At 72.1% G+C, this 26,686-nt stretch carries 24 protein-coding genes; 10 read left to right on the top strand and 14 right to left on the bottom strand.

From position 1 onward, the window contains the following. Nucleotides 1-54: 54 nt before the first annotated feature. From OG520_RS13005 to OG520_RS12985, 5 genes are read right to left on the bottom strand one after another with little or no spacing between them, the layout of a single operon-like run. Nucleotides 55-678 (bottom strand): hypothetical protein, encoded by a 624-nt coding sequence (locus OG520_RS13005; protein ID WP_406013279.1) that lies wholly within the window; start codon nt 676-678, stop codon nt 55-57. Further along, entirely contained in the window at nt 675-2,021 is a 1,347-nt protein-coding gene (locus tag OG520_RS13000) for a hypothetical protein (RefSeq protein WP_406013278.1), read from the bottom strand. The genes OG520_RS13005 and OG520_RS13000 overlap by 4 nt, the downstream gene beginning before the upstream one ends. After that, nucleotides 2,018-2,821 carry an ABC transporter ATP-binding protein gene (locus OG520_RS12995; protein ID WP_406013277.1) on the bottom strand — a complete coding sequence of 268 codons (804 nt, stop codon included), beginning with the start codon at nt 2,819-2,821 and terminating at the stop codon, nt 2,018-2,020. The genes OG520_RS13000 and OG520_RS12995 overlap by 4 nt, the downstream gene beginning before the upstream one ends. Before the next feature lie 10 nt (nt 2,822-2,831). Beyond that, a complete protein-coding gene (locus tag OG520_RS12990; protein ID WP_406013276.1) occupies nt 2,832-3,749 on the bottom strand; it encodes a zf-HC2 domain-containing protein in 918 nt (305 codons plus the stop codon). After that, complete coding sequence (locus tag OG520_RS12985) at nt 3,746-4,351, bottom strand: RNA polymerase sigma factor (RefSeq protein ID WP_399328944.1); 606 nt, start codon at nt 4,349-4,351, stop codon at nt 3,746-3,748. The genes OG520_RS12990 and OG520_RS12985 overlap by 4 nt, the downstream gene beginning before the upstream one ends. Nucleotides 4,352-4,486: 135 nt before the next feature. Between OG520_RS12985 and OG520_RS12980 the strand changes: the two genes are divergently transcribed. After that, complete coding sequence (locus tag OG520_RS12980) at nt 4,487-5,302, top strand: rhomboid-like protein (protein WP_406013275.1); 816 nt, start codon at nt 4,487-4,489, stop codon at nt 5,300-5,302. Here OG520_RS12980 and OG520_RS12975 read toward each other — a convergent pair. Next, entirely contained in the window at nt 5,229-6,056 is an 828-nt protein-coding gene (locus OG520_RS12975; protein WP_406013274.1) for a nucleotidyltransferase, read from the bottom strand. The genes OG520_RS12980 and OG520_RS12975 overlap by 74 nt on opposite strands. A gap of 211 nt (nt 6,057-6,267) precedes the next feature. On the opposite strand from OG520_RS12975, the gene lon reads away from it, so the two are divergent. Then, a complete protein-coding gene (gene lon / locus OG520_RS12970) occupies nt 6,268-8,700 on the top strand; it encodes an endopeptidase La (RefSeq protein WP_399328948.1) in 2,433 nt (810 codons plus the stop codon). Nucleotides 8,701-8,834: 134 nt separating this feature from the next. Here lon and OG520_RS12965 read toward each other — a convergent pair whose 3' ends face one another. After that, nucleotides 8,835-9,593, bottom strand: a complete 759-nt coding sequence (locus tag OG520_RS12965) for a polysaccharide deacetylase family protein (protein ID WP_385329871.1) — start codon at nt 9,591-9,593, stop codon at nt 8,835-8,837. A gap of 201 nt (nt 9,594-9,794) precedes the next feature. Continuing rightward, nucleotides 9,795-10,649, bottom strand: a complete 855-nt coding sequence (locus OG520_RS12960; protein WP_385329488.1) for a lysozyme — start codon at nt 10,647-10,649, stop codon at nt 9,795-9,797. A 240-nt stretch (nt 10,650-10,889) separates the two neighbouring features. On the opposite strand from OG520_RS12960, the gene OG520_RS12955 reads away from it, so the two are divergent. Further along, nucleotides 10,890-11,372, top strand: a complete 483-nt coding sequence (locus OG520_RS12955; RefSeq protein ID WP_406013273.1) for a MarR family winged helix-turn-helix transcriptional regulator — start codon at nt 10,890-10,892, stop codon at nt 11,370-11,372. A gap of 30 nt (nt 11,373-11,402) precedes the next feature. Here OG520_RS12955 and OG520_RS12950 read toward each other — a convergent pair whose 3' ends face one another. Then, nucleotides 11,403-12,188, bottom strand: a complete 786-nt coding sequence (locus OG520_RS12950) for a hypothetical protein (protein WP_406013272.1) — start codon at nt 12,186-12,188, stop codon at nt 11,403-11,405. A 365-nt stretch (nt 12,189-12,553) separates the two neighbouring features. Here OG520_RS12950 and OG520_RS12945 point away from each other — a divergent pair, with 365 nt between their 5' ends. The 5 genes from OG520_RS12945 to OG520_RS12925 all read left to right on the top strand — a co-directional run bounded on the left by OG520_RS12945 (nt 12,554) and on the right by OG520_RS12925 (nt 18,308). After that, nucleotides 12,554-15,469, top strand: coding sequence for a nitrate- and nitrite sensing domain-containing protein (locus tag OG520_RS12945; RefSeq protein ID WP_406013271.1), 2,916 nt, complete (start codon nt 12,554-12,556; stop codon nt 15,467-15,469). Next, nucleotides 15,466-15,945, top strand: a complete 480-nt coding sequence (locus OG520_RS12940) for a roadblock/LC7 domain-containing protein (protein WP_266414361.1) — start codon at nt 15,466-15,468, stop codon at nt 15,943-15,945. Before OG520_RS12945 ends, OG520_RS12940 begins: the two co-directional genes overlap by 4 nt. Beyond that, complete coding sequence (locus OG520_RS12935) at nt 15,942-16,355, top strand: DUF742 domain-containing protein (RefSeq protein ID WP_266414359.1); 414 nt, start codon at nt 15,942-15,944, stop codon at nt 16,353-16,355. Before OG520_RS12940 ends, OG520_RS12935 begins: the two co-directional genes overlap by 4 nt. Further along, a complete protein-coding gene (locus tag OG520_RS12930) occupies nt 16,336-16,986 on the top strand; it encodes a GTP-binding protein (protein WP_399328952.1) in 651 nt (216 codons plus the stop codon). The genes OG520_RS12935 and OG520_RS12930 overlap by 20 nt, the downstream gene beginning before the upstream one ends. A 74-nt stretch (nt 16,987-17,060) precedes the next feature. Continuing rightward, complete coding sequence (locus tag OG520_RS12925) at nt 17,061-18,308, top strand: styrene monooxygenase/indole monooxygenase family protein (protein WP_266414355.1); 1,248 nt, start codon at nt 17,061-17,063, stop codon at nt 18,306-18,308. A 75-nt stretch (nt 18,309-18,383) separates the two neighbouring features. Here OG520_RS12925 and OG520_RS12920 read toward each other — a convergent pair whose 3' ends face one another. The 5 genes from OG520_RS12920 to OG520_RS12900 form a co-directional block, all read right to left on the bottom strand. After that, complete coding sequence (locus tag OG520_RS12920; RefSeq protein WP_406013270.1) at nt 18,384-19,544, bottom strand: NlpC/P60 family protein; 1,161 nt, start codon at nt 19,542-19,544, stop codon at nt 18,384-18,386. A gap of 196 nt (nt 19,545-19,740) precedes the next feature. Further along, on the bottom strand, nt 19,741-22,284 hold the full coding sequence (locus tag OG520_RS12915; protein WP_406013269.1) for a PQQ-binding-like beta-propeller repeat protein: 2,544 nt from the start codon (nt 22,282-22,284) through the stop codon (nt 19,741-19,743). An 84-nt stretch (nt 22,285-22,368) separates the two neighbouring features. Beyond that, entirely contained in the window at nt 22,369-22,635 is a 267-nt protein-coding gene (locus tag OG520_RS12910; protein WP_399328959.1) for a hypothetical protein, read from the bottom strand. Nucleotides 22,636-22,652: 17 nt separating this feature from the next. Further along, nucleotides 22,653-23,405, bottom strand: coding sequence for a TetR/AcrR family transcriptional regulator (locus tag OG520_RS12905; protein WP_406013268.1), 753 nt, complete (start codon nt 23,403-23,405; stop codon nt 22,653-22,655). 40 nt (nt 23,406-23,445) lie between these two features. Beyond that, entirely contained in the window at nt 23,446-24,381 is a 936-nt protein-coding gene (locus tag OG520_RS12900; RefSeq protein WP_399328961.1) for a diiron oxygenase, read from the bottom strand. Between the two features lie 178 nt (nt 24,382-24,559). Here OG520_RS12900 and OG520_RS12895 point away from each other — a divergent pair, with 178 nt between their 5' ends. Both OG520_RS12895 and OG520_RS12890 read left to right on the top strand, forming a co-directional pair. Further along, a complete protein-coding gene (locus OG520_RS12895; RefSeq protein WP_406013267.1) occupies nt 24,560-25,669 on the top strand; it encodes a ferritin-like domain-containing protein in 1,110 nt (369 codons plus the stop codon). 67 nt (nt 25,670-25,736) lie between these two features. Then, the gene (locus OG520_RS12890) at nt 25,737-26,639 is read left to right on the top strand and encodes an ADP-ribosylglycohydrolase family protein (protein ID WP_406013266.1); all 903 of its coding nucleotides are present in this window, start codon (nt 25,737-25,739) and stop codon (nt 26,637-26,639) included. Nucleotides 26,640-26,686: the final 47 nt, after the last annotated feature.

Here is a 26,686-nt window from a genome sequence, read left to right as displayed (position 1 = left end):
CCTGTCCGGTCGGCGCGGCCGGAGGCCAGTGGATTGCCGGATCCGTCCGCGCGGCTACCCGCGCTCCGGGCGTGCGCCACGCGCCGTGAGGAACACCGCCCCGGCCACATACGCCGTCACGGCCACCGCCCACGCAGCGACCTGCGGGCCCGGCTGCATCGGCCAGGCCCACACCGCCGCCGCGCCGCCCGGGGTGCGGGGCGCCGCCAGGTAGACGGCGCCGCCGTAGACCGTCATCGGCAGCCAGCTCAGCCGGGCACCGAGCAGGGCGACGGAGGCCGCGGCCACCCCGGTCGCGCCGAGCACGTTGCGCACCATGGCCGGTACGCCGAACTCCTCCGGGTGCCCCGGGACCGCCGCCGCGAGCACCCCGGCCGTCAGCACGGTCAGCGCCAGCAGATGCAGCAGCCGGCGCGGCCACCAGCGGCCCACGGCGGTCCGGTCCAGCTCGTCGGAGTGTGTGTGCAGGCTGGTGCCGATCGCCGAGGAGGCGAGCAGCGGGGCCAGCACGACGACCGGGACACGGGCGGTGTGGTCGAAGTACGGCTGGCTCTGCAGCCAGTGGGCGGCCCAGGCGGCGACAAGGGCGACGCAGGCCAGGGTGGCGGTGGTGAGGGGGAGGGCGCGGGAGCGGACGTAGAGGAGGGGGAGAGCGGCGCGGGCCGGCTGAGCGCTCACAGGGCCGGCACCTCCGCGGGCTCGCAGCTCTTCAGGGAGGCCAGGAAGCGGCCGAGCCAGACCTTGCGGTCGGCGTCCGGCATGGCCGTGAGGCGGGTGACAAGGGGGCGGGCGTCCGGGTCCCACGGGGAGTCGTCGCCGGCCAGCCAGGTGCGTACCGCGTCGTCCGTGAGATGCACTCGCTCGGCCACCTTGCGGTCGCTCGTTCTCAAGCCGTCCGGACAGTCGCGGTCCACCAGGGTCAGGGCGGTGTTCGAGGCGTACGCCTGAGGATCGGTCAGCCGGTTCCGTGTGAGGTTCCAGCCGCGTGTCGCCGAACCGAGAACGGCTTCGCCGTCCTTCGGGGCGAACCCGGAGTCCACGTATCCGACCGGCGCGCCCTGGACTCCGTCCAAGCGCGAGAACAAGTCGGCCAGGGCCGCGGAGGCGCTGGGCAGCACCGGGGCGTCGGACGCCTTCACACAGATCTGCGGCGTACCGGCTGCGGGTGCCGAGCAGACTCTGCGCGCCACGGCCGGATCGTCCCGGAACAGGTTCTCGCCCGTCGGCGCGATCACCGCCCCCGCCGCGACCGCCAGCACGAGCGGTACGACGGCCAGCAGGCGCCGCCGGGCCGCGTACGCGAGCAGCACGGTGGCGGCGATGCCGCCCGTCCAGGCCAGCAGGACCGGCGCGAACCACCACACCGGGACGGACCTTTCGAACGCGTACTGCTCGGCGGGGCTCAGGAACCGGGCGTTCGACTCCACATAGCCCGGGGCCCCCAGGAGCACGTAGAGAACGGCCGCGAGCACCGGGGCGATCAGCCGCCACCGCACCAGCCGTCCGGCCACGAAGCCGACGAAACCGATGGACAGCAGGGAACCGAGATCCGTGACGACGACCGAGAGGGACGGACCGCCTGCCCCGGTGTACGGAGCCGTGGCCGCGAACACCAGGCCCAGCGCGAGCAGATACCCGGCCGCCGCCCACAGCAAGATCGGCGTCGCGGCCGGCATCACCTGTGCGAGCCGGCTGCGGGGGACCGAGAGCAGCAGTTCGGCGGTGCGGCGGCGGTGCTCCCGGCCGCCCTGCCAGCAGGTGGCCGCTGCGACGAGCGGGCCGCCGAGCAGCGTTGCCGCCGCGTGCAGTTCGGTCTGGGTCGCGCCCCAGCTCCCCTGCCACTGGGCCGCCTTGCTCCACAGCGGAACGAGGAGGGTGAGCGCGACGGCGAGACCGGTCCAGGGGGCGATCCCGCGCCGGATTTCGGTCCGCAGGGCGCTGCGCAGGGCGGTGTGGGCCGGGGCCCTCCCGGACGGGAGCTTCCCGGCCGCGGTCTTCACGGACGTGGCGGAGGCTGTCATCGGTTCGCCACCGCCGCCCGGTGCGCCCGCAGCGCGGCGGTGTAGCCGCGCTCGATCGGGTTGCCGTCCGGCCGCTCCGCTCCGCCGTCCGCGGTGCCGCCGAGCTCCGTCAGCTCCCGCGTCGTACCCCGGTACGCGATCCGGCCCGCCTCGATCAGCGCGACATCGGTGCAGGCCGCGGCGACGTCCTCGACCAGGTGGGTCGAGACGATCACGGTGGTGGTGCGGCCCAGCTCCCGTATCAGCGCCCGGAAATCGACCCGTTGCTCCGGGTCCAGACCGGCGGTGGGCTCGTCGAGCAGCAGCAGGTCCGGATCGTTGACGATCGCCTGGGCGATGCCGACGCGCCGCACCATGCCGCCCGACAGGGTCTTCACCCGTGAGTCGATCCGGTCCGCCAGACCCACCCGGTTCACCGCGCGTTCCACGGCCGCCGGGACCGCCGCCGCGTCCATCTCCTTGAGCCAGGCCACATAGGAGACGAACTCGCGGACCGTGAAGCCCGGGTAGTAGCCGAACTCCTGCGGCAGATAGCCGAGCCTGCGCCGGACCGCCGCGCGGCTGCGGTGGTCCGACTCGGAGCCGACCTCGCTGCCGAGCAGTTCCACCCGGCCGCCGGAGGGCGCGGCGACGGTGGCGAGCACCCGGATCAGCGAGGTCTTGCCCGCCCCGTTCGGTCCGAGCAGCCCGTGCACGCCGGGCGCGAAGTCCAGATCGACGGCGTCCAGCGCGGTCGTCCTGCGGTGCCGGACGGTCAGCGCCCTGACCTCGACCGTGTTCACGGCCTCGATACCGCTCATGCGTTCACGCTCACAACTTCTCCAGATGGTCGAAGGATCTACGGCGTACGGCGAGCAGCGCGGCGCACACCAGCGCGCCCGCCGCCCAGCCGGCCTGTGCGGCGGGCCCCGCGAAGTACCGCGCGGCCTCGGCCGCCGCCTCGGCGGTCACCGGGGGCGACGCGGCGAAGGCGGGAAGGAGGACGGCGGCCGCCCAGGCCGCGGCGATGGACGTGGCACCGGTACGGCAGCCGACGTACGAACCGAGGGCGAGCGCCGCCAGCGTCATCGCGAGTCCGGGCAGCAGCCATGCCGCCGCGCCGGGCCACCCGGCGGACGGGGGCAGCGCCGCCCCGGCGAGCGTGAGCGCCGGGATGCTCACGGCGAGCACCGCGGCGGTCCTGGTCAGCAGCAGCGGCAGCCCGCCGGACGGGGTGGTGGCGGTGATCTCGTGCATCGGGTCCGCGTGCCGGCCGTAGGAGAGGGCGACCCCGGCCAGCGGCAGCACCGGCGCGACGACGAGGAGCAGCGGGCGGATGGTGTCCCCGGCCCCGGCCCCGTACGCCAGCGCGAGAGCCCCGACGGCCACCAGCACCAGCGCCAGCAGCCACGGCCTGCGCAGCGCGGGCCCGGCGGCCCACAGCAGCCGCCCGGCGCGGGTCGCGGCCCCGGGGAAGCGGTGCCGGACGCTGCGGGCGGGCCCACTCGCCGGCACCCCCTCCGCCGCCACCGCGGCCAGTACCCCCGCGCGCACCGCGTCCAGCGCCGCCCCCGCCTCCGGTCGCGTCCGTACAGCCGTCGAGATCCGGGCCGCGCATCCCCCGCACGCCTCCACGTGCTTCTCCACGGACCACGCGTCCGTCTCCGGCACCGAACCGGCGGCGTACCGCCCGGCCAGCTCCTCGCTCACGTGCCAGCGGGGCATGCCGTCGCCTCCCGTCGTGGTCATGCCGTTCCTCCCAGCGGTCCGGCCTCCGCGGCCGACAGCTCCAGTGCGGCGCGCAGCTCGCGCCTGGCCCGCATCGCCCGGGTCTTGACCGTGCCCTCGGGTATGCCCAGGAGCCGGGCCGTCTCGCGGGTCGTCAGCCCGTCGATGACCGTGGCGCGCAGGACCTCCCGCAGTTCGGGCGAGATCCGGTCGAGCGCGGCGCCCACATCCCCGTACTCCAGCCCGGCCAGCACCCGCTCCTCGGCGGACGGCGCGGTGGCGGCCCACTCGTTGCTCCCGGTCCGTCCGGCCCGGGTGGCGAGATCGGTACGGGCATGGACCCGCTGGGCGTCCACCAGCCGGCGCGAGGCGATCACCCAAAGCCAGCCGCCGACCCGGGCACCGCGGTGCGAACCGGCGGAGCGCCAGACCGTCACGAAGGTGTCCTGGAGAACTTCCCGTACGGTCTCGGCATCCGCGCACCGCCTGCCCAGCCGGGCCAGCAGCCAGCCGGCGTGCCGGTCGTAGAGCGTCGCCAGGGCTTCCGTGTCCCCCTGCGCGACGGCACGCAGCAGGGCGTCGTCGTCGTTCGGGTCCTCCCCCGAGGGGCGCAACAGCTTCACACCTCCCTATCGGGCGACGGACCCGGGCCGGTTCACGGACGGCGCTTGTGGTTCACGCCATGGACGGCGCGGGGGATGATCACAGAAGGTAGGGCGTTGCTTTGGGGGGCTTGTGATGGAAAGGGGCCTCACGCGGTGCATCAGCGTACGGACAGGGCGGTCCGCGAAGAACCCTTCGTGGCTCCGCTGCTCGACGCCATCCCGTGCCAGAGCCGCACGGGCGACACCGCTGCCCCGCCGCCTCCGGTCCGCAGGGCCCGCCGATGGCTGCGGCTGCTGCCGACGCCCACCGGTACCCCGTTCACCTTCGGGTACCTGCTGGTGCTGGTCGCCACGTCCCTCTTCATGGAGTACGCCGATCCCGACACCGTCGCCGCCGTGCTGCGCGAATCGAGCACGGACGTCGCGCACCTCGGCGAGACCCCGCTGCTCGTCCTGGTGGCCAGCGCCCTGTGGGTCGTCGGCGGGCTCACCTCCCCGTACGTCTTCGCCTTCGCTCTCGTGCTGACCGCGCTGGAGCGCCGCATCGGGGGGTGGCGGACCGCCGCGGTGTTCCTGCTCGGTCATGTCGTGGCGACGCTCGCCACGGAGATCCCGGTCGGTCTCTCCGTGGTCGCCGGGCATCTGCCGGAGTCGTCGCTGCACCGACTCGACTACGGCATCAGCTTCGGGCTGCTGGCGAGCGTGGGCGCGCTCACCGGACTGCTCACCCCGCTGGTGCGGGTGCTGGTGCTCGGCGGGGTGGGCGCGATGCTGGTGCGCGACCTGCTCGATCTGGACAACCCGCTCACCAACTGGGGCCATCCGCTGGCACTGCTGCTCGGTGTGGCCTGCTGGCCGCTGCTGCGCCGGGCCGGTGTGGCCGGGGGAGCGGTGGTCAGGGGCGTGGTGCCTTCTCGCCGTGCACCGCGAGATACTCGGCCGCCAGCCAGGGCGCCAGGTCGTCGATGAGTGTCGCGACGACGGCCGGGTCGGCGGAGGGCTTGCGGCCGATGTGCGCGGCCAGCCGCATCTGCTCGATCCGCTCCGGGTGGTCCGGGTAGTAGCGGGCGAACACCTCGGCGGACTCGGCCAGGTCGCTGGTCCAGCCGTGCCACCGCGGCATGACCAGGGTGAAGCCGGACCGGACGAGACGGCGGGCGACGCCCCGGCTCAGATATCGGCGTTCGGCGTCCGTGGTGGCTTCGGCGGCCCTTCGCCGCCAGCGGGGGAGCAGGAGATACAGGTCCCCGTTGGTCTCGCGGGCGAGCAGTGGGGTCGGACGATAGTGCGGCAGCTGCCCGGCGAGATCCTCGCCCAGCAGTGGGGTGCAGAGGCAGGCGACGAAGAAGCCGAGGTCGTTGCGTTCGAGCTCGCTGGTGAGGGTCTCGGCGCGGGACAGCAGGATGCCGACGCCGTCGATCACGTCGAACGAGGCGTCCAGCTCGGCCTCCATGGCGCGGGCCGTCACTTCGTCGGCGGCCGTGGGCGCGCCGCGCAGGGCCAGCAGCAGATCCAGATCGGAGACACCGGGAATGGCCGCGCCGCGCGGAATGCTGCCGTAGACGTACGCGCTGTGCAGCCGCGTGCCGTCGAACGCCCCGGCGATCCGGGACCGGGCCGCAGCCACCACGGGGGCGTACGACGCGGGCACCCGGCTCAGCGAGCCCTCCCGCCGGATCGTGCCGTCCTGGTTCAGCCCTCGGCCGCCGCTGTCGTCGTTCATGCGGGCACTCTGCCCGCATTTCCGTGACGAGCCGAATGATTTATCCGTCCCGACGGACGGGGTCGGGGGCCGGGGGCCGGGGCCCGGCGATCGGGGGTCGGGGCGCGAGCGCGACCGGTCGATCGCTCACAGCGAACACTCCCCGGGGAACAATAGGCCGCTCAGGAGCATTGAGTCTGCATAGCTCAACTTGACTGCCGAAGGGGAGATCATGGCTATCGATTCCAATGCGGTCACTCCGCTCGCCCTGCCCGTGCTGCCGCTCGACGACGAGGTCGTGCTGCCCGGGATGGTGGTGCCTCTGGACCTGTCCGACACCGATGTACGTGCCGCCGTGGAGGCCGCACAGGCCGCGGCCCGGGACGGCGGCGGCAAGCCCGAGGTGCTTCTGGTGCCGCGGATCGACGGGACGTACACCGGCACCGGTGTCATCGGCACCGTCGAGCAGGTCGGACGGCTTTCGGACGGAGATCCGGGCGCGCTGATCCGCGGCCGGGGCCGGGTGCGGATCGGGGCCGGGACCAGCGGGCCGGGTGGAGCGCTCTGGGTGGAGGGGACACGGGTCGACCCGGTCGTCCCCGACCCGCTTCCCGGCGCCGCCGCCGAGCTGGTCAAGGAGTACAAGGCGCTCGCCACCAGCTGGCTGAAGAAGCGCGGCGCCTGGCAGGTCGTGGACCGGGTCCAGCAGATCGAGGACATCTCCGCGCTCGCCGACAATTCCGGTTACTCGCCCTTCCTCACCACCGCCCAGAAGGTGCAGCTCCTGGAGACCACGGACCCGGTCGCCCGGCTGAAGCTCGCCATCCAGTGGCTCGGTGAACACCTCGCCGAGCAGGACGTCGCCGAGTCCATCGCCAAGGACGTCCAGGAGGGCGTCGACAAGCAGCAGCGCGAATTCCTGCTGCGGCGCCAGCTCGAAGCCGTCCGCAAGGAGCTCTCCGATCTCAACGGCGGCCCTGGTTCCGGCGCAGACGAGTCCGACGACTACCGGGCCCGTGTCGAGGCCGCCGACCTTCCCGAGCATGTCCGCGAGGCCGCGCTCAAGGAGGTCGACAAGCTGGAGCGCTCCTCCGACCAGAGCCCCGAGGGCTCCTGGATCAGGACCTGGCTCGACACCGTCCTCGAACTGCCGTGGACCGAGCGGACCGAGGACGCCTACGACATCCGGGGCGCCCAGCGCATCCTCGACGCCGAGCACGCGGGGCTCCAGGACGTGAAGGAGCGCATCACCGAGTACCTCGCCGTCCGCAAGCGGCGCTCCGACCGCGGTCTGGGGGTCGTCGGCGGGCGGCGCGGCGGTGCCGTGCTGGCGCTGGTGGGACCCCCGGGCGTGGGCAAGACCTCGCTCGGGGAATCCGTCGCGCACGCCATGGGCCGCAAGTTCGTCCGTGTCGCGCTCGGCGGTGTGCGGGACGAGGCGGAGATCCGCGGCCACCGGCGTACGTACGTCGGCGCCCTGCCGGGACGTATCGTCCGGGCCATCAAGGAGGCCGGTTCGATGAACCCGGTCGTCCTGCTCGACGAGATCGACAAGGTCGGCTCCGACTTCCGGGGCGACCCGGCCGCCGCCCTCCTCGAAGTTCTCGACCCGGCGCAGAACCACACCTTCCGCGACCACTACCTGGAGGTCGAGCTCGACCTCAGCGACGTCGTCTTCCTGGCCACGGCCAATGTGCTCGAAGCCGTCCCGGAGGCCCTGCTCGACCGCATGGAGCTGGTCAGGCTCGACGGCTACACCGAGGACGAGAAGGTCGTCATCGCCCGGGACCACCTGCTCCCGCGCCAGCTGGAGCGGGCCGGTCTGGAGAAGGACGAGGTGGCGCTCGACGAGTCCGCGCTGCGCAAGCTGGCCGGCGAGTACACCCGTGAAGCGGGCGTACGGAACCTGGAGCGGGCCGTCGCCCGGCTGCTCCGCAAGGTCGCGGCCCAGCACGAACTGGGCGACCGGGAGCTTCCGTTCACGGTCACCGAAGCGGATCTGCGCGGTCTGATCGGGCGTCCGCACCACGTCCCCGAGTCCGCCCAGGACCCGGCCGAGCGCCGCACCTCGGTGCCCGGTGTGGCCACCGGACTCGCGGTGACCGGCGCGGGCGGCGACGTGCTGTTCGTGGAGGCGTCGCTGGCCGACCCGGAGACCGGGGCGTCCGGGCTGACCCTCACCGGTCAGCTCGGCGACGTCATGAAGGAGTCCGCGCAGATCGCGCTGAGCTTCCTGCGCTCGCACGGCGCGGAGCTGGAACTGCCGGTCGCGGACCTGAAGGACCGCGGTGTGCACATCCACTTCCCGGCGGGCGCGGTCCCGAAGGACGGCCCGAGCGCCGGTATCACCATGACGACGGCGCTGGCCTCGCTGCTCTCCGGACGGCTGGTCCGCACGGACGTGGCGATGACCGGTGAGGTCTCGCTGACCGGACGGGTGCTGCCGATCGGCGGCCTGAAGCAGAAGCTGCTGGCCGCACACCGCGCCGGGATCACGACCGTGGTGATCCCGAAGCGGAACGAGGCCGACCTGGACGACGTCCCCGCCGAGGTCCTGGACACGCTGGAGGTCCACCCGGTGACCGATGTCCGCCAGGTCCTGGAGATCGCCCTGGCCCCGGCCTCCGCGACCAGGCCCGAGGAGAGGATCCCGGCCGCGGCGTAGCCGCCACGGCGTGACGGACGTGGCACCGCGTACGCGACCGGTACGGACGGCCCGCCTTCCCGGCAACGGGTGGGCGGGCCGTTCCGCGTCACGCTGCCCAGGCCCTGTCGTCCCAGGGTCTCCCGCTCGCCGGCTCAGGGGCGGTAGATGGTCCCGGGGACCGGCTCGGCGGGAGCCATCAGCTGCGGCACGGTGACGAAGGTGTAGCCCTGCTTCTTCAGTGCGTCGATGATGCCGGGCACCGCGGGCACCGTGCCCTTGTAGATGTCGTGCAGCAGGATGACACCGTCCTTGCTCGCCTGGTCCAGGATGCGCTTCTTGATCAGCGCCGAGTCGGTCGTGGAGTAGTCCTTCGCGGTGGCGCTCCACAGGATCTGGGAGAGCCCCAGGTCCTTGCTGATGTCCGAGACGGTGTCGTCGGTGCGGCCCTGCGGCGGGCGCATGAGGCGCGGCTTCTTGCCGGTGATCTCCGCTATCGCGTCCTGCGTCTTCGCCAGCTCGGCGCGTATCTCGGCCGGCTTGCGGTCCGTCAGGACCTGGTGGGTCCACGTGTGGTTGGCCACCTCGTGCCCCTCGGCGGCGATCCTGCGCACGGTGTCGGGGTGCTTCTTGACGTGGTTCTTGCCCAGCAGGAAGAAGGTCGCGTGCACCTTCTTCTCCTTCAGGATGTCCAGCAGGTGCGGGGTGTCCTCGCCCGGTCCCGCGTCGAAGGTCAGCGCTATGCACTTCGCCTTGCGGCAGTCCACCGGGCCGAAGGAACCCTTGGCGTCGGAGCCCGCGTCGCCACGCGCCGAGGCCGGCGCGGTGGTCTGCATGGAGCAGCCGCTCAGCGTCAGGGTGAGCGCCGTCACAAGGGCGGCGGCCAACCCCGTACCGATCGACTTCGTCTTCATGGACAAGGCGGGTCACTCCTCCGTGGCTGAACAGGGCACGCGGTGTGCGGCAGAGAAGGACTATACATAGCGTGTATACGTCGAATGCATAGGGGGTCCGCTGCCGCCCCGGAGGGCGAAATCCCTGGTCGGAGGGGTGAAAGCGAAGAGCCCCGGTGGATCACCGGGGCTCTGCTGGGTGAAGCGGTGCGGCGGGCGGGCTCAGCCGTTGGCGAGGGCCTGGACGCGGTCGAGGGCGCCGTTGAAGCGGTCGTGGTCGCCGACGGTGGGGCCGGACGAGGTGTACTGCCATATCGTGTAGAAGCCCCAGCCGGCCGGGAGCTCGCCGACCGTGGAGTCGTAGCGGGCCACCCACAGCGGGTTGGTGGCGCCGAAGCCCGCGTTGTTCCCGGTGCAGGTCTTCCACCAGCTGGTGGCGGTGTAGATGACCGCGTCGCGTCCGGTGCGCGCCTTGTACGTGTTCACGAAGTCGCGGATCCAGGAGACCATGCCGGCCGCGGTCTTGCCGAAGCACTGGTCGCCGTACGGGTTCCACTCGATGTCGAGCACGCCGGGCAGCGTCTTGCCGTCCCGCGACCAGCCGCCCCCGTGGTCCACGAAGTAGTTGGCCTGGACGGCGCCGCTCGTGGTGTTCGGGGTGGCGAAGTGGTACGCGCCGCGGATCATGCCGACGTTGTACGAGCCGTTGTACTGCTGCGCGAAGTACTCGTTCGTGTAGTACGTGCCCTCGGTGGCCTTGGTGTAGGCCCACTTCACGCCGCTGTTCCAGAGCGTCGACCAGTTGACGTTGCCCTGGTGGCCGGAGACGTCCACGCCTTCGGTCTGGACGGCGCGGGTGTCCCGCGGCAGTCCGCCCTGGCCGTCGTGGGCGACGACGCCCATGCCCATCGTGGCCGTGCCGCGGGCGGGCTTCTTGGCGGCGGCCGGGTCATGGGTGCCGGCGGCGCTCGCCGCGCCGGGCAGGGTGAGCAGGAGGGAGAGGGCTGCGAGCAGGGTTCCGGCCGCCGCGAAGCGCGAGCGGCGGGACGCCTTGGAAGTGGATCTGAGCACCGGCATGGGGAATGCCTCCGAGGACGTGGTGGGGGGACGTGCTGATCCCAGGGGCGCCGGGCGCACCCCTGTGACATGTAATGGTGTGGACATGCCATGCATGACGCTACGCACGTAGACCCGTGCTGCGGAAGGGGGCCTGGTCGCTGCCGTTGGTCTACGCCTGCGAAATACTGGCGGAGCTGCGGCGATGACCAGCGGCGAAAGAAATTTTCAGCGACAGGAAAGCTCACGAGGGGTGTTGACGTGCACGGGAGCGAAAGCGGTAGTGAACCCGGCGCGACCGGGGGGAGTGGTGTGGACCACGCATTCCTTGCCCTGGAACGGGAGTTGGCCGTCTTTCTGCGCCGGGCACGTGCCAACTCGGGAGAGATGGCGCGCGAGGTCCACCCGGAACTGGAGGCCGCCGCATACGGACTTCTCGTCCGGCTGGAGTCGGCCGGACAGCAGCGGGCCACCGATCTCGCAGCCTACTTCGGGGTGGGCAAGGCGACCATGAGCCGTCAACTGCGCGCCCTGGAAGACCTCGGACTGGTGGCCCGTGAACCCGATCCGGCCGACGGCCGGGCCTACCTCGTCCACCTCACCGTCGAGGGGCTGGCCCGCTACCGCAGTGTGCGCGACGCCCGTCGTGAGCGCTATGTCCGCAAGCTCGACGACTGGGACCGGGCCGAGGTGGCCGAACTGGCCAGGCTGCTGCACCACTTGAACGCCCGAGCCGAGGACTGACGCCCGCCGGGTCGGCCTCCCGGTGTGCCGTCACAGCACCGCGTAGACCGCCGTCGCGTCGTCGTGGGTCTTGCTGCGGCGCAGACGCACGCGTCCGGTGTCCGCGTCCTCCAGGGCCCTGACCCGGTCGATCAGCGCCTGAGTCCCTTCCTTGTGGAGAACGCCGAGGCAGTCCGCCCAGCCGCCCTCGTGGAACATCTCGGTCCAGCGGGCCGCCCCGTCGGTCAGTGCGGCGATGGACCGCACCTGGTCGAGAGGGGTGCGCCCGGTGACCGCGCGGGCCGCCACAGAGGGGTCGGCGGCGGCGGTGAAGAAGCCGCCCTCCTTGTTCCGCACCCGGGCGTCGGTGATCGCCTCGGTGCTCAGCGAGCCGGGCGGCAGCCGGTCGAGCCGGTCGTCGAGCAGGGGGCGCACACTTCCGTCGTGCGCCTCGAACAGCAGTACGGAATCGGAGAGCACCAGGTGTTCGACCTCGCGGTCGTCCCAGCGTGCCATGACGACCGTCGCCTGAGGTGTGCGTACGTGAGAAAGGTCACACAGGGGGCGGTGCGTGTCGGCGGTGCGCCGGATGGACACTGCCAGGATCTCCTGAAGAGTCAGGTCCCGCCGCGAACCGGACAGTTCGACCAGGGCGCCGCCCAGTCGGGCGGTGAACCAGGGGACCGAGTGCACACAACCGTCGTCCCCCCGGGGCGGGGTCACTCCGTCGAGCAGGATCAGCGCCCCGCCCTGGCCGGAAGCGGGAAGCACGGTGGCGGCCCAGTCCTCGTTCGGGCGTTCCGGGCTGCCGGGGACGGTGGCCAGTTCGATGCGCATGCGGCCAGTCTGCACGACGCCTTCACGAGCCCTGCACCCGCCCGGGATTGGCCTGCACCAGCAGGTCAGACGAGTGCCCGGAGCGGAAGGAATGACTCCGTGGGGCGTGCGGGCGGGCATCTTGCCAAAGCCTGCGCGGAAGTTCCAGCCGACGGACCAGGTGTGGCCGAAGGCCCCCCGGGGCAAACTTGTTCGCCAACTCTGGAGTGTTGTTCACTCGTTCAGGTGGCGGAGTGGTTGATGCGCGCCCCCCTCTCAAAAGCACTGGAATGGTCGGAAGCCGTACCAGGGGTCGGGGCGCTCGTTACATGTGACCGTGCGTCACCTCTGCTTCAAGGGCGGACGAGTCAAGATTGCGAGCACCGGTGCAGAAGAAGCGGCCTCGGAGCAAGGGCAGCAAGCAGCGCGGTTCCGGGGCGACGCCACCGGCACCTGCCGAGAGCGAGGGCACCCGGCGCACCGTGCGCGTACGGAGCCGGCTGGTCGCCGGTGTCGCGGTCGTCGGTATCACCGTCATCGCCGCGGGCACGCCCGCGATCCTCGCCGCCTCCTCCGAACTGAACGAATCGCAACGGCTGGTCAGCCTTGCCGAGCTGAACCAGCAGGCCCTCGCCCTCGCCCACGCCCTCGCGGACGAGCGCGACGAGGTCACCGCCCAGATCGCCGCCGGACGTGACGGGAAGTCCGGCGCGACGGACGGCAAGGGCGACTCCCGCGGCCGGAGCGCCCGCGTCGACCAGCAGGTCGACGAGATCAGGGGCACGGCCCCGGAGGCACTGCGCCGCGACCTCTCCACCATCCCCTCCCTGCGCCGCGACGCGCTCAGCGGCAAGGGCACGGCACTGGAGGCCCACCAGGCCTACTCCGAGGTCATCGCCAAGCTCCACGACCTCGCCGACGAACTCGCCGAGAAGACCCCGCCGCGCGCGGCCGAGGCCACCCGCGCCCCGCTCGCCCTCGGGCAGGCCACCGAGCAGGCCTCCGCCACCCGCGGTCTGCTGATCGCCGCGCTCTCGGTGCCCCGCAAGGACACGGTCCCGCAGACCGACCCGCTGACCGGGCTCCCGACGCAGCCCCAGGACAGCGGCAGCGACAAGGACGACCGCACCCGTGACGAGCTGAGCGCCGCCGCCCAGCAGGCCCGGGTCCGCGAACTCGGCTCGCTCGCCGACTTCGACCAGGCCGCGGGCGCCACCGCCCGCGACAAGCTGTCGTCCACCGTCACCGGTCCCGAGGTCAACAGCGCGGAGAAGTACCTCAACTCCCTCACCGACCGCCCCGAGCTGTCGGACTCCGACCAGCAGACCAACAGCAAGAAGGCCGAGGCGGCGCTCTCCGCCCGGATCGACCGGATGCGGAGCGTCGAGTCGGCCCTCGGCACCGAACAGATCCAGCGCCTGGAGCAGTTGCGCGACGACGACGTCACCGCGCTCGAACTGCGCATCGCGCTGCTCGGCGGCTGTCTGCTGATCGCCGTCGGCGTCTCCACCGCCGTGGCCCGCACCCTCACCCAGCCGCTCGCCGTCCTGCGGATCGGCGCCGCCCGCCTCGCCTCGGAGCCCGACACCGCCGAGCCGATCCGCTACACCGGTCGCAACGACGAGTTCGCCCAGGTCGTACGGTCCCTCAACAGCCTGCACGGCAAGCTCCAGGGGCTCCTCCACGAGTTCAACGGCCGCTTCGAGAGCCTGCAGACCGAGCGCGGCGAGCTGATCGCCGGGCGCGAGGCCCTCACCGTCCAGCGCGCCGAGCTCCAGGTCCTGGCCTCCGACCTCACCGCCCAGCTGGAGCGGCTGAGGGACACGGTCCACCACACCTTCGTCAACCTCTCGCTGCGCACCCTCGGCCTCGTCGAGCGCCAGCTCGGGGTCATCGAGAGCCTGGAGGAGCGGGAGCACGACCCGGAGCGGCTCGCCACCCTCTTCAAGCTCGACCACATGGCCACCGTCATGCGCAGGCACAGCGAGAACATGCTGGTCCTCGCGGGCGCCGAGCACGGCCACGGGCACGCGGGACCGATCCCGCTGGTCGACGTGTTGCGCGCGGCCGTGTCGGAGATCGAGCGGTACGAGCGGGTCACCATCCAGTCCCTGCCGCCGCACGCCCAGATCGCCGGCTTCGCCGCCGACGACCTCAGCCACCTCGTCGCCGAACTCCTGGAGAACGCGACCTCCTTCTCGCCGCCGGACTCCCACGTCCAGCTCTCCGGCTGGCTGCTGGAGAGCGGCGAGGTGATGCTCTCCGTGCAGGACGAGGGCATCGGGATGTCGCCCGTGCGGATGGGCGAGCTCAACACCCGGCTGGGCGACCCCACTCTGTTCGATTCGGGCGAGCCGGACGACAAGGGGGCGTCCGGGGCCGGTCTCGGCCTCCAGGTCACCTCCCTGCTGGCCGCGCGCCACGGCGTACGGGTCCAGCTGCGCGACCACAAGGGCAGCGGGGTCACCGCGGTCGTCGTCCTGCCCCAGGCCCTGCTGCCGAAGGCGCCCCCGGCCGCCACCCCGCCGCCGGTGCAGGTCCCCGGGGAGGCGCCCGCGCTGAACCTGCCGGGATCGGTCGCCGAGGTCAACTCCAACGCACTGCCGGGCCGTACGCTCGGCCTGCCCGGGGACCCGCTGATCGCCGCCGCCGAGCAGACGATCCGCGAGGCGGGCGCCGAGCCGGCACCCGCCGCCACCCCTGCGCCCGCCGCCACCCCAGGGCCCGCCCCGGCCCGGACGGAGGCCCCGGCCGCGACGGAGCTTCCGGTCGAGGCGGAGTCCGAGGTCACGATGCAGGTCCGGCTCCCGGTGGTGCCGGAGTTCGCGGACACACCCGAGATCAGGGCGCCCGACCCGTACGCCATCGGCCCCGACCGCCATGAGCACGTCGCGGACGAGACCCCGGAGCCGTACCCCGCCGCCCCGGCCCCCGCTCCTGCCCCGGCCCCCACACCCGTGGCCGACGCACTGCCCGGCCCCCGGCAGCCGGAACAGCAGTCGCAGCCGCAGCAGGCCGAACGCATCACGGACAAGGGGCTGCCCAAGCGCACCCCCAAGGTCGTGAAGCCCACCGCTGCACCCACCACCGAGCGCAAGGGCAGTCTGGACAAGGAGGCGCTGCGCCGTCGGCTCGGCGGCTTCCACCAGGGCGCGAAGGACGGCCGCCGGGACGTCGAGGCGGAGATCGCCGAGATCACGACCACGCAGTCCCTCCCGGGAGCCACCGGACCAGGTGGACACCCCGTACGTACCGATCAGACGGATGAGACGGGGGACACAGTCGAGGAGGCACGCAGTTGACTGCGCCCAGCACATTCGGGCTGAGTACCGAGGCCCGTAACCTTCACTGGTTGCTGAGCAATCTGGTGGAGGAGGTGCCAGGGGTCCACTCGGTCACCGTCGTCTCGTCCGACGGACTGATGCTGCTCTCCTCCGACCCCGGCCATCTGGTCGCCCGGAGCACCGGCGGGCAGGACGGCCCCAAGGGCTCCAGCGCCGACCTGGCGACCATTGTTTCCGGCATCGGCAGCCTCACCATCGGCGCCGCCAAACTGATGGACGGCGGCGGCGTCAAGCAGACGATGGTCGCCATGGACGAAGGCAGCGTCTTCGTCATGTCGATCAGCGACGGCTCGCTGCTCGGTGTGCACGCCACCCCGGACTGCGACATGAGCGTCATCGCCTACCACATGGCGCTCTTCGTCGGCCGGGCCGGACATGTACTCACCCCCGAACTCCGCAGTGAACTGCGCAAATCGATGGAGAGCACCCAGTGAAGCCCGCTGCTGAACCCGCCCGCAGGCTCCCCGTCCGCGGGTCCGACCGAAGGCCCGCACGGGTCCGCCCGTACTCGCTCACCGGCGGACGCACCCGCTTCGGCCACGTCCTGCTCGTCGAGACGTTCGTCGCCGCGCTCGAAGCGCCCGAGGAGCGCCGGGAGCTGACCAACGGCAACCTGGCCGGCCGCGTCATGCCGGAGCTCCAGGCCATCGTCGAAATCTGCCGCCGGATGCGTACGGTCGCCGAGATCTCGGCCCTGTTGAAGATGCCGCTCGGCGTGGTCCGGGTGCTGCTCAGCGACTTGGCCGACCAGGGAAAGATCCGCGTGTACGGGACCGGTCACGGCACCGGCCAGCCCGACCGCGCACTGCTCGAAAGGGTGCTCAATGGACTCCGCCGTCTCTGAGTCGCCGCTCTTCGCCCCGCGGCAGCCGGGCGCCAGGGACCAGGCCGAGGAATCGCTCCAGGCCTGGCAGTTGGACCACACCAGGGCCCCCATCGCCACGAAGATCGTGGTCGCGGGCGGGTTCGGCGTGGGCAAGACGACCTTCGTCGGGTCGGTCTCCGAGATCACCCCGCTGAAGACCGAAGCGATGATGACCCAGGCCAGCGAGGAGACCGATGATCTCTCCGCGACGCCCGACAAGGTCACCACGACCGTCGCGATGGACTTCGGCCGGATCACGCTCGACGACGACCTCGTGCTGTACGTGTTCGGCACACCGGGCCAGCAGCGCTTCTGGTTCATGTGGGACGACCTGGTGCGCGGCGCGATCGGCGCGGTCGTGATGGCCGACACCCGCCGGCTCGCCGACTGCTTCCCCGCCCTCGACTACTTCGAGAGCTGCGGGCTGCCGTACATCGTCGCCGTCAACCACTTCGAGGGAACACCCGGGTTCGAGGCCGAGGACGTACGGGAGGCCCTGACGGTCCCGCCGCACGTGCCTCTTGTGATCATGGACGCGCGCAACAAGATCACCGTCATCGAGTCGCTGCTGGCCCTGGTGGGCCACGCTCTCGATGCCACCCCGGCCTAGGCCGTGTCGTCGGACCGCCGGCTGCCGCGCGACGTCCGACGACACGACCCAGCTACACACAACGGAGAACCGCGATGCGGAAGATACTCATAGTCGGAGCCGGTCAGTCCGGACTCCAGCTGGCCCTCGGACTGCAGTCCCGCGGGTACGAAGTCACCCTGATGTCCAACCGCACGGCCGACGAGATCCGCTCCGGCCGGGTCATGTCGACACAGTGCATGTTCCACACGGCGCTCCAGCACGAGCGTGACTACCAGCTCAACTTCTGGGAGTCCCAGGCCCCGCGCATCGAGGGCCTCGGTGTCTCGGTCGCCGCGCCGGACTCCTCGCGCGCCGTCGACTGGGTCGGCAAGCTGGACGGCATCGCCCAGTCCGTCGACCAGCGCGTGAAGATGGCCGGCTGGATGGAGACCTTCGCCCAGCGCGGCGGACAGCTCGTCATCCACGGCGCAGCCGTCTCCGACCTGGACTACTTCTCCCGCACCTACGACCTGGTGATGGTCTCCGCGGGCAAGGGCGAGCTGGTCTCCATGTTCGGCCGGGACGCCTCCCGTTCGCCGTTCGACGCCCCGCAGCGCGCCCTGGCCGTCGCGTACGTCCACGGCATGGGCCCGCGCCCGGAGCACCCCGACTTCGACGCGGTCCGCTGCAACCTGGTGCCCGGTGTCGGCGAGCTCTTCGTGATGCCGACCCTGACCACGTCCGGCCGCGCCGACATCCTGTTCTGGGAGGGCGTCCCGGGCGGCCCGCTCGACGTGTTCCAGGGCATCAAGGACCCCTCCGAGCACCTGGCGAAGACGCTGGAGCTCATGGAGCGGTTCACGCCGTGGGAGTACGCCCGCGCCACCAAGGTCGAACTGACCGACGCCAACGGCACCCTGGCGGGCCGCTACGCTCCGACCGTCCGCAAGCCGATCGGCCGGCTGCCCGGCGGCGGTCTGGTGCTCGGCGTCGCGGATGTCGTCGTCGCCAACGACCCGATCACCGGCCAGGGCTCCAACTCGGCCTCCAAGTGCGCCAACGCCTACCTGGACTCGATCATCGAGCACGGCGACCGGGAGTTCGACGCGGAGTGGATGCAGGCCACGTTCGACCGTTACTGGGACACCGCGCAGCACGTCGTGAAGTGGACCAACGCGATGCTCGGCGTACCGCCGGAGCACGTACTGAACCTGATCGGCGCCGCCGGCCAGCTCCAGCCGGTCGCCAACCGCTTCGCCAACGGCTTCAACAACCCGGCGGACTTCGACAACTTCTTCTTCGACCCGGAGAAGACCAACGCGTACCTCGCCGAGGTCTCGGGGGCGGCGCAGACCGCCTGACCGACGACAGCAGGGCCGGGACCTGTCGGACATCCGACCGGACCCGGCCCTGCTGTTGTTCCCGCTCCGCGCCGCCTACTGCCCGGAGCCCGAGGGGGCCGACGACGAGCCGTACCCCGCATCCGAGCCGGAGGAAGCCCCCTGCGGGAGCCTCGGCGGCCGGTACGTGGACAGCGGCGCGCTCTGCGGGTCGGGTCGTACGGCGCCGAGCAGCGGATTCGACGCCACCGGCGAGACCTTCACCCGTGAGCCCGGCCGGGGTGCCTGCACCACCAGACCGTTGCCGATGTACATAGCCACATGCGTGGCCTTCGGGAAGTAGATCACCAGGTCACCCGGGCGCAGCGCGTTCGTCGGCACCTTCCGCAGCTGCCGCCACTGTTCCTGCGACGTCCGCGGAATGACCCGGCCCGCCTTCGCCCAGGCCTGCGAGGTGAGCCCCGAGCAGTCGAAGGAGTCCGGCCCCTCCGCGCCCCACACGTACGGCTTGCCGACCTGGTCGATCGCGTACTTCACCGCCTCGCCGCCCGCCTCGGACGGCGGCCGTGTCGAGGACAGCGCCCCCGAGGCGACCAGGGCGCCCTGGGCCTTCTCCGTGTCCCGCTGTTCGAGCCGGGACAGCTCGGTGAGCTGGGGGCTGGAGAGCTTGGCCAGCATCGACTCGACGGCCTTCAGCCCCGACCGGACCGTGTCCCGCTGCTTCTTCTGCTTCGCGGCCAGCACCTGCTGCCGGTCGAGGACCTTGCGGGACTCGGTCGCCAGCTCGTCGGCGTGCTTCTCGGCGCCGGTGAGCCGCTGCACCGTCGCCGCCCGCCCGGCCGCCGCGCGCCGGATCACATGCTCCTGGTCCAGGAGGTGTTCGGGGTCCCGGGACAGCAGGAGCCGCATGTACGCGGAGAAGTCGGACCGGCCCTGGTACTGCTCCCGGGCCAGCCGCCCCGCCTCGTCGCGGCTGTCGGCCAGCGCGGTCCGGGCGGCGACGAGAGCGATGTCGAGCTTCTTCGCCTGTGCCGCGCGCTTCTTCAGCTCGGCGGCGGTCCCGTTGTACGTCTCGGTGGCCTCCTCGGCCTGCTGGTACAGCTGCCGCAGCTCGGACAGGAGTTGGGCGACGCTCCTGTTCGTACCCGTGGGCGTGGACCCCGCAGCGGGCGGCACGGGCGCGGCGGCCGCCGGCGAGGTCACGACGAGCGCGGCCAGGGCGGCGGTGCAGACCGGACGCAAGACTCCGCCTGACACAACATCACCTCCGGTGACGGGGCGATCATGGCAATACCCCATAAGTGGGCGCAACGCGTCAATACGGTCACCCGGTGTCCGGAGATGCAAGAACCGCACGGTGTGGCGGCAGGCGGGTTCGCCCGGAAGGCCGTGGGCGGGCTTCGGCCGGACTCCAGGCGGTGCCGACCGCTCGCTGCGCGACGCCGACCGGTCTCTAGGCGACCGGGAACGCGTAGAAGATCCGGTCACGTTGTACGACGGCCGTGCGGCCGGCCGCCAGTACCCGGTACGGAGCGGTGACCGTGGGACCCTTCGAGTCCTGGGCGCCGATGTCCTGGAACTTCCACAGTCGCCGCCCGTCCTCGGCGGCGAACGCGGTGACCTGGGAGCCGTCCGCGGCCAGCAGGGTGCGGCCGGTCGTGCTGAGGGTGACGGCGGGGGCGGTGGTGCCGATCGCCGCTTCCGTCGAGCGCCGCCAGCGCAGTCGCCCGGTCTCCCGCTCGACCGCGCCCACTTCCTGGTTGCGGTTGGTGGTGTGCAGCACGGTCCCGGTGGCTACGGGGGTGCCGTACGGGGTCCCGCCGCTGCCGTTCAGCGTCCACTTCGGCTTGCCTGCCGGGGTCTCGAACGCCTGGAGGTCGTCGCCCACCGCCGCGTACAGCAGGCCCCGGTCGTCGCCCATGGCCGCCGCGTCCGGGGCGACCGTGCCGAACTGCTTGCTCCACAGCGCCTTGCCGGTCTTGCGGTCGAAGCTCCGGAAGACGGCCTTGCCCTTGGCGGCCCTGACGTCGCCGGGGGCGAGCGTGGCCGGGCTCTGACGTACGACCAGGTCGTTCTGCCGGACCGCGATCAGCCGGTGGACGGGGGTGGCGGGGCCGCGTCCGGCGGGTACGGGGGTGCGCCACAGCTGCTCGCGCCGCACGATGTCGTACGCGAAGAGATAGGCCCTGACGACCTGCTTGTCCTTGCCGCGCTTCTTGCCCTTCTTCGGCGGCGGCGCCTTGACGGTGGCCTTCTCGGACCCGGTGAACCAGATCACCGGCCCGGACGAGCCGACGAACTCCGGAGCCGAGAGCTTCGGCGTCTCGGCGGACAGGTCCGCGTGATCCGCCCGGTGCACGGTCTTTCCGTCCTTCGGCGACAGCCAGAGGAACCCGGAGGGGGCGGCCACGAAGCAGAGGTCCTGGCCGGCGGGGAGGGCGGGCTCTCCGTCGGCGGCGTCTGTGTTCTGCCAGACCCGGCGTCCGGTGCTCAGGTCCACGGCGGTCGCGCCGTTCTTGCCGGTGAGCACCAGCAGCCGCTCGTTCCAGACGGCGGCGGTGAGCGGTGCCGGTTCCGCCACCGGGTGCGTGTACACCCAGCGGGGTTGCGGCGGCAGCCCCGCGACGGTGGGGCCGCTGTGGCTCGGCGCGGGCTTGGGGTCGTCCGTGTCCCCTCCGCCACCGCCCAGCGCGAGCACACCGCCGCCACCGACGACCAGCCCCGCGGCCCCGGCGGCGAGGCCGATCAGCAGACCGCGCCGGTCCACGGCGGGGGAGGGGGCGGCGGCGCGATTCGTGGGGATCGGCAGCGGGCGGGGGGCCACCGGGACCATGGGCGGAGGTACGGCGGGCACCCCGCCGGGCAGAGCAGGGGTGGGTCCGGCGGGGAGGGCCGGAGCGGGGGCGGCGGGGCGGCCGGTGAGTTCGGGCGGGACGGACAGCTGAGTCGTCGGCCGGTCGGTCCTCGGAACATGGCGCCCGATGTCCCCGAGCTGAGCGGTCTGTGTGTCCGGGGCCGGGACGGGGGCCGGAGCGGGGACGGGTACCACCGCGTCGGCCGGCGCACCGGCCACCGCGTTCACCGGCGCACCGGCCGTGACCGTCTCCCGTGCGCGCGCCCCCTGCTCCGCCACTGCGGCGGCCAACCGCTCCGGCAGCCAGCCGCCCTTCGCCAGGCCCGCCGCTCCCTCCAGGGCCAGCTCGGCCGCCACCGTCCCGGCGCTCGGCCGGTCGGCCGGGTCCTTCTCCAGACAGCGGGCGATCAGGTCGCGCAATTCCTCCGGGACCGCGCCGAGTTCGGGGGCGGTACGGGCGATCCGCTCGGCGCCCTCGGCGGCCGGGCCGTCGGCGAGCGGGGTCGTGCCGGTCGCCGCGTACGCCAGCAGCAGGCCCAGCACGAAGAGATCCGAAGCCGGTCCGGGCTCCTCGCCCTCGACCTGCTCCGGGGTGAGATAGCCGAGCCGTACGGACAGCTGCCCGCCGGGCCGGGCCTCCGCGGCGGCAGCGGCGCCCAGCGGGCCGAACGCGGTGAGCCGCGGCCCGTCCTCGGCCAGCAGTACCGTCCGGGGAGCCAGACCCTGGAGCACGGCTCCGGTGGCGTGCACCCGGGAGAGGGTCTCGGCGAGGCCCGCGCCCAGTATCCGCACGGCGCGCTCGGGAAGGGGTCCGGTGGCGTCGATGGCCTCGGAGAGCGTCAGCGCGGGTACGTACGGGCCCGCCGTCCACAGCAGCTCTTCGTCCGGGGCGTCGTCCGGGCCGCCCAGCTGGGGCTGGACCCAGCCTCCGGTCAGCCGGTCCGCGGTGCGGGCCTCCGCCTGGAAACGGCGCCGGAACGCGGGCAGCGCGGCGAGTTCGGGGCGGGCGGCGGTGATCACCACCGCGTCCTCGGCGGCCGTGTCGCGCGCGAGGTACTGCACACTGCTCGCGGTCCCGCGCAACCGCGCCAGCACGGTGTACGGGCCGAAGCGGCGTGGATCGTCCTGACGCAGCGCCTCCATGGCGCACCCCCTCGCTGACCGTGCCTGGGCACCAGAGCGTCGATCTTAGACCGACCGCCCCTCGCTCCATCGGGCCCCGTACCCTCAGTCCGGCTTCGACCAGGGCCACTTGGGGCGGTGCCGCTCGCGGCCTCCGGGAGCGTACTCGTACACCCAGCCGCGCGGGAGGCCCAGCCGCTTGGAGTGGCCGGCCGGCACCCTGCGGTACGCGTACACGGTCGCGGGACCGCCGTCGGCGGCCGGTACCGGGACCGTGTACCACTTGGGCGGATGGCCGGTCGGGCCGACGAGGACGGGCAGTACCCGCCCGTCCAGGGGCCCGCCGGTGAAGGCGGTGTTCTCGCTTCTCACCGTCCCAGTCTGACCGATCAGCCGTTCTGGGGCAGCAGATGGGCCGCCTCGTCGAGCACCGGGACCAGCAGCTGTGCCAGCCGTCCGGCCGGACCCGCGGCGGTCTCCAGCGGCAGCAGCGCCGCCACCGCCGACGCGGTCTCCGGATCCGTCGCCGCCGTGGCGGCCAGCAGCACGATCAACTGGTCGACCAGCCAGTCGCGCAGCTCGGCCGCGGCGGGCTGCTTCCCTTCGTCCAGCCAGATCAGGGACGCCGCCTCGACGGCCGCGATCCAGGTGCGCACCATCATCCGCAGCCTCGGGCCGGCCGCCTCGCCGCTGCCCAGGTGCAGCAGGATCTGCTCGGCCGCCGCCCGACGCACCTCGTCGACGATCGCCGACGTACGGGAGGTCTCGACGACGCAACCGCCGCGCAGCAGCGCGCTGAAACCGGTGTCGTGCTCGTCGACGAAGGCGAGATAGCGGTCGAGCACCCGCGTGACCCGCTCGGTGGGTGGTCCCGCGGGCGGTTCGCCGAAGCACAGGATCAGCTGCTCGGCGGCGGACCTCAGCGCCGCCTCGTACAACTGCTGCCGTCCGCCGGGGAAGTAGCGGTAGACGAGGGGGCGGGACACCCCGGCGACGGTCGCGACCTCGTCGAGCGAGACCTCGTCGGGGGCCCGGTGGGCGAAGAGGGTGAGGGCCGCACCGAGGAGCTGGGCGCGGCGCTCCTCGACGCCGAGCCTTCGGTACGCGCGGGTCGGCGGCGCGGAGGCGGCAGCAGAGGTCATACGTCGAAGCCTAAGCGAGTCGCACCGCGGGGCGGCCGGCTCAGGCCAGCAGGCCGGAGCGCTTCCACAGCCGGCGTCCCACCCCGTTCAGCACCCCGATGTCGTCGAAGAAGTCCGTCAGCCGCTTCGCGCCCGACTGCATGACCTCCGCCCGGTGGCCGCTCGCCTTCACCTGGGCGACGGCCTCGTGGCGGTCCAGGCCGACGTTCTCGTACACCTGCGGGTTGACGAAGCAGACGGAGAAGACGCGGGCCGCCTCGCCGCAGCTCAGCCGGGTCAGTTCGCGCTCCCAGCGCGGGGCGGTCACCATCTGGCGGCGCAGCTCCTCGCGGGCGTAGCGGACGTGCCGCGCCTCCTCGACCACATGGATGCGGGTCACGCCCCGCACCAGCGTCTGGACGCGCTCGTCAGGGAAGGTCAGCCGCTGCATCCAGTCGAGGATCTCCTCGCCGAGCAGGGTCGCGGCGAACGAACCGGGGGTGGTGGAGATGGTCTTCAGTACCCGTGCGAGGTTGTGATAGACGCGCGGCACGGGATAGTCGGGCGACCCGCCCCACTTGATCATGCGGCCGAACATCATCGAGTGCCGGCACTCGTCGGCTATCTCGGTGAGCGCGTAGCGGACGTGATTGCTGGTCACCGGCCGGTCGTAGATGTGCCGGACCAGCAGCTGCATCAGGATGATCTCGAACCAGATGCCCAGCGAGGCGAGCGACGCCGCCTCGTGCCGGGACAGGTCCATCCGCTGCTCCTCGGACATCTTCCGCCACAGCGGGGTGTCGTAGAGCGAGACCAGCTCGGGCGGCCAGAACCACTTGCCGTCCTCGATCGCCGCGTCCCAGTCGAGTTCCTTGTCCGGGTCGAAGGAGTGCTTGGCCGAGGAGTCGAGCAGTCGCTCGGCGATCTGCTCGCGGTCCCGGAGCGGGCCGAGTGCGTCGCGAAGCAGCTGGACGTCGCGTTCGCTCACTGTGGTCATGCTGGAGGCACCTCGCACATGGGGTTACCGGCGGTCACCTCTTATGAGACTCCTCGTCAGTAAGGCCGTCAATCCCTTGCGCACGACTTGTTGACCCGGCGTCTACCAACGTGTGAACCTGCCAACTGGAGCAAACGCCAAGGGAATTGCCGAAACATGCCAGGCGAAGGAGCCGTCCGTGTCGACACACGACCTCTACACCACCGCCCCCGAAGCACCGTCGTGGCAGGTACCCGCCTCCGGCGCCGCCCGCTTCAGCTGGGACTACGACGACGGCCGCGAACGCCTGCTCGCCCTCTACCAGAAGGGCAAGGACAAGCAGTGGGACGGCAACAAGCGCATCGACTGGTCCCTGGAGGTCGACCCCGCCGACCCGCTCGGCACCCCTGACGAGGCCCTCACCCTGTACGGCACCCCGCACTGGGCGAAGATGACCGAGAAGGACCGGGGCGAGCTGCGCAAGCACTACACCTCCTGGCAGTTCAGCCAGTTCCTCCACGGTGAGCAGGGCGCCATGGTCTGCGCGGCCAGGATCGTGGAGTCCGTTCCCGACCTGGACGCGAAGTTCTACTCCGCGACCCAGACCATGGACGAGGCCCGGCACGCGGAGATATACGGCCGGTTCCTGCACGAGAAGGTCGGGATGCTCTACCCGATCAACGACAACCTCCAGGGGCTGCTCGGCGACACCCTGCGCGACTCCCGCTGGGACATGCCCTACCTCGGCATGCAGGTTCTCATAGAGGGGCTCGCGCTGGCCGCGTTCGGCATGATCCGCGACACGACGACCAAACCGCTGCCCAAGCAGATCCTCGCGTACGTCATGCAGGACGAGGCCCGGCACGTCGCGTTCGGGCGGATGGCGTTGCGCGACTACTACAAGCAGCTGAGCGACGCTGAACTGCGCGAGCGCGAGGAGTTCGTCATCGAGGGCTGCTACCTGATGCGGGACCGGCTCAGCGGAGTCGAGGTGCTGGAGAACTTCGGCATCGGCAAGCAGGAGGCCAAGGGCCTCTCCGAGCACTCGGAGTTCCTCCAGCTCTTCCGCAAGCTGCTGTTCAGCCGGATAGTGCCGTGCGTCAAGGACATCGGCCTGTGGGGCGAACGGCTCCAGAAGGCCTACGTCGACATGGGCGTCTTCGAACTCGGCGACTCCAACCTGGACCTGCTCATGGCCCAGGACGAGGAGATGGCCGAACAGCTCGACCGCGACCGTTTCGCGGCGGAGGAAGAGGCCAGGGTCGCCGAGGTCGAGGAGGCCATCGCGCAGGGCGCACCGGGAGAGTGAGGGAAGCGGCGCCTTCGCGGTCCGCAACGGATGTACGCCGTCGGCCGGCGCGGGGAGTATGGCGGGTATGACGACCCCGATCCCGACCCCGCCCCTCGCCGCAGGACCCGCGGCTGCCCGCCGAAGCCTCGAAGGGCTGTCCCTGGGCGATGCGTTCGGCGAGCGATGGTTCCCGCTCTTCCGTGAGCCCCGCCGGGCGTTCGACGAGATCAAGGCGCGCCGCACCCCCGAGGAGCCGGTCTGGCACTGGACCGACGACACCGCCCTCGCCCGTGCCCTGCTGCGCGTCCTCGACGAGCACGGCCGGGTCGAGCAGGACCGTCTCGCGCTCTGCTTCGCCCTCGCCTTCGAGGCGGACCCGGCCCGCGGCTACGGCCACGGCATGCACATCCTGCTGCCCGAACTGCTGGCCTCACCGGCCGACTGGCGCACCCTGGCCCCCGAACTCTTCGAGGGCGGCAGCCTCGGGAACGGGGCCGCGATGCGGGTCGCACCGCTCGGCGCCCGCTTCCACCAGGACCTCGAACTCACCGCCGGGCAGGCCGCGCTGCAGGCGGCCGTCACCCACGCACACCCGGAGGGGAGCGCGGGCGCGGTGGCGGTCGCGGTCGCGGCGGCGCTCTCCGTCCGCGGTGAGCTCACCCTGGCCGCGGTCGCCGACCGGACCCCGGAAGGGCTCGTACGGGACGGGCTGCGCCGGGCCGTGGACGTACCCTTCGCCACCGAACCGTGGAAGGCGGCCGATCTGCTGGGCAACGGGCAGCGGATCCGCGCCGACGACACGGTGCCGTTCGCCCTGTGGACGGCGGCCCGGCACCCGGACGACCTGGAGGCGGCGCTCTGGGCGACGGCCGAGGGCCTCGGCGACGTCGACACGACCTGTGCCATCACCGGCGGCGTCGTCGGCGCGGCCACCGGGGTCGACGGGGTGCCCGAGCAGTGGCTGCGACGCCGCGAGCCGCTGGACTGAGGCGGGGCGGTCCCCACCGTCCCGCGGTCCAGGCGGTCCCCACGTCC

This window comes from Streptomyces sp. NBC_00984 (assembly GCF_045162475.1).
Lineage (GTDB): Bacteria > Actinomycetota > Actinomycetes > Streptomycetales > Streptomycetaceae > Streptomyces.
This window is presented reverse-complemented; position numbering and strand designations above follow the sequence as displayed.

Excerpts from the sequence above, each read along its gene's own strand:
- OG520_RS12950 (WP_406013272.1), bottom strand. The coding sequence starts at position 12,188 with ATGCGCATCGAACTGGCCACCGTCCCCGGCAGCCCGGAACGCCCGAAC.
- OG520_RS12915 (WP_406013269.1), bottom strand. The coding sequence starts at position 22,284 with ATGGAGGCGCTGCGTCAGGACGATCCACGCCGCTTCGGCCCGTACACC.
- OG520_RS12890 (WP_406013266.1), top strand. The coding sequence starts at position 25,737 with ATGACGACCCCGATCCCGACCCCGCCCCTCGCCGCAGGACCCGCGGCT.
- OG520_RS12960 (WP_385329488.1), bottom strand. The coding sequence starts at position 10,649 with ATGCCGGTGCTCAGATCCACTTCCAAGGCGTCCCGCCGCTCGCGCTTC.
- OG520_RS12925 (WP_266414355.1), top strand. The coding sequence starts at position 17,061 with ATGCGGAAGATACTCATAGTCGGAGCCGGTCAGTCCGGACTCCAGCTG.
- lon (WP_399328948.1), top strand. The coding sequence starts at position 6,268 with ATGGCTATCGATTCCAATGCGGTCACTCCGCTCGCCCTGCCCGTGCTG.
- OG520_RS12975 (WP_406013274.1), bottom strand. The coding sequence starts at position 6,056 with ATGAACGACGACAGCGGCGGCCGAGGGCTGAACCAGGACGGCACGATC.
- OG520_RS12905 (WP_406013268.1), bottom strand. The coding sequence starts at position 23,405 with ATGACCTCTGCTGCCGCCTCCGCGCCGCCGACCCGCGCGTACCGAAGG.
- OG520_RS12965 (WP_385329871.1), bottom strand. The coding sequence starts at position 9,593 with ATGAAGACGAAGTCGATCGGTACGGGGTTGGCCGCCGCCCTTGTGACG.
- OG520_RS12995 (WP_406013277.1), bottom strand. The coding sequence starts at position 2,821 with ATGAGCGGTATCGAGGCCGTGAACACGGTCGAGGTCAGGGCGCTGACC.
- OG520_RS12930 (WP_399328952.1), top strand. The coding sequence starts at position 16,336 with ATGGACTCCGCCGTCTCTGAGTCGCCGCTCTTCGCCCCGCGGCAGCCG.
- OG520_RS12990 (WP_406013276.1), bottom strand. The coding sequence starts at position 3,749 with ATGACCACGACGGGAGGCGACGGCATGCCCCGCTGGCACGTGAGCGAG.
- OG520_RS13000 (WP_406013278.1), bottom strand. The coding sequence starts at position 2,021 with ATGACAGCCTCCGCCACGTCCGTGAAGACCGCGGCCGGGAAGCTCCCG.
- OG520_RS12900 (WP_399328961.1), bottom strand. The coding sequence starts at position 24,381 with ATGACCACAGTGAGCGAACGCGACGTCCAGCTGCTTCGCGACGCACTC.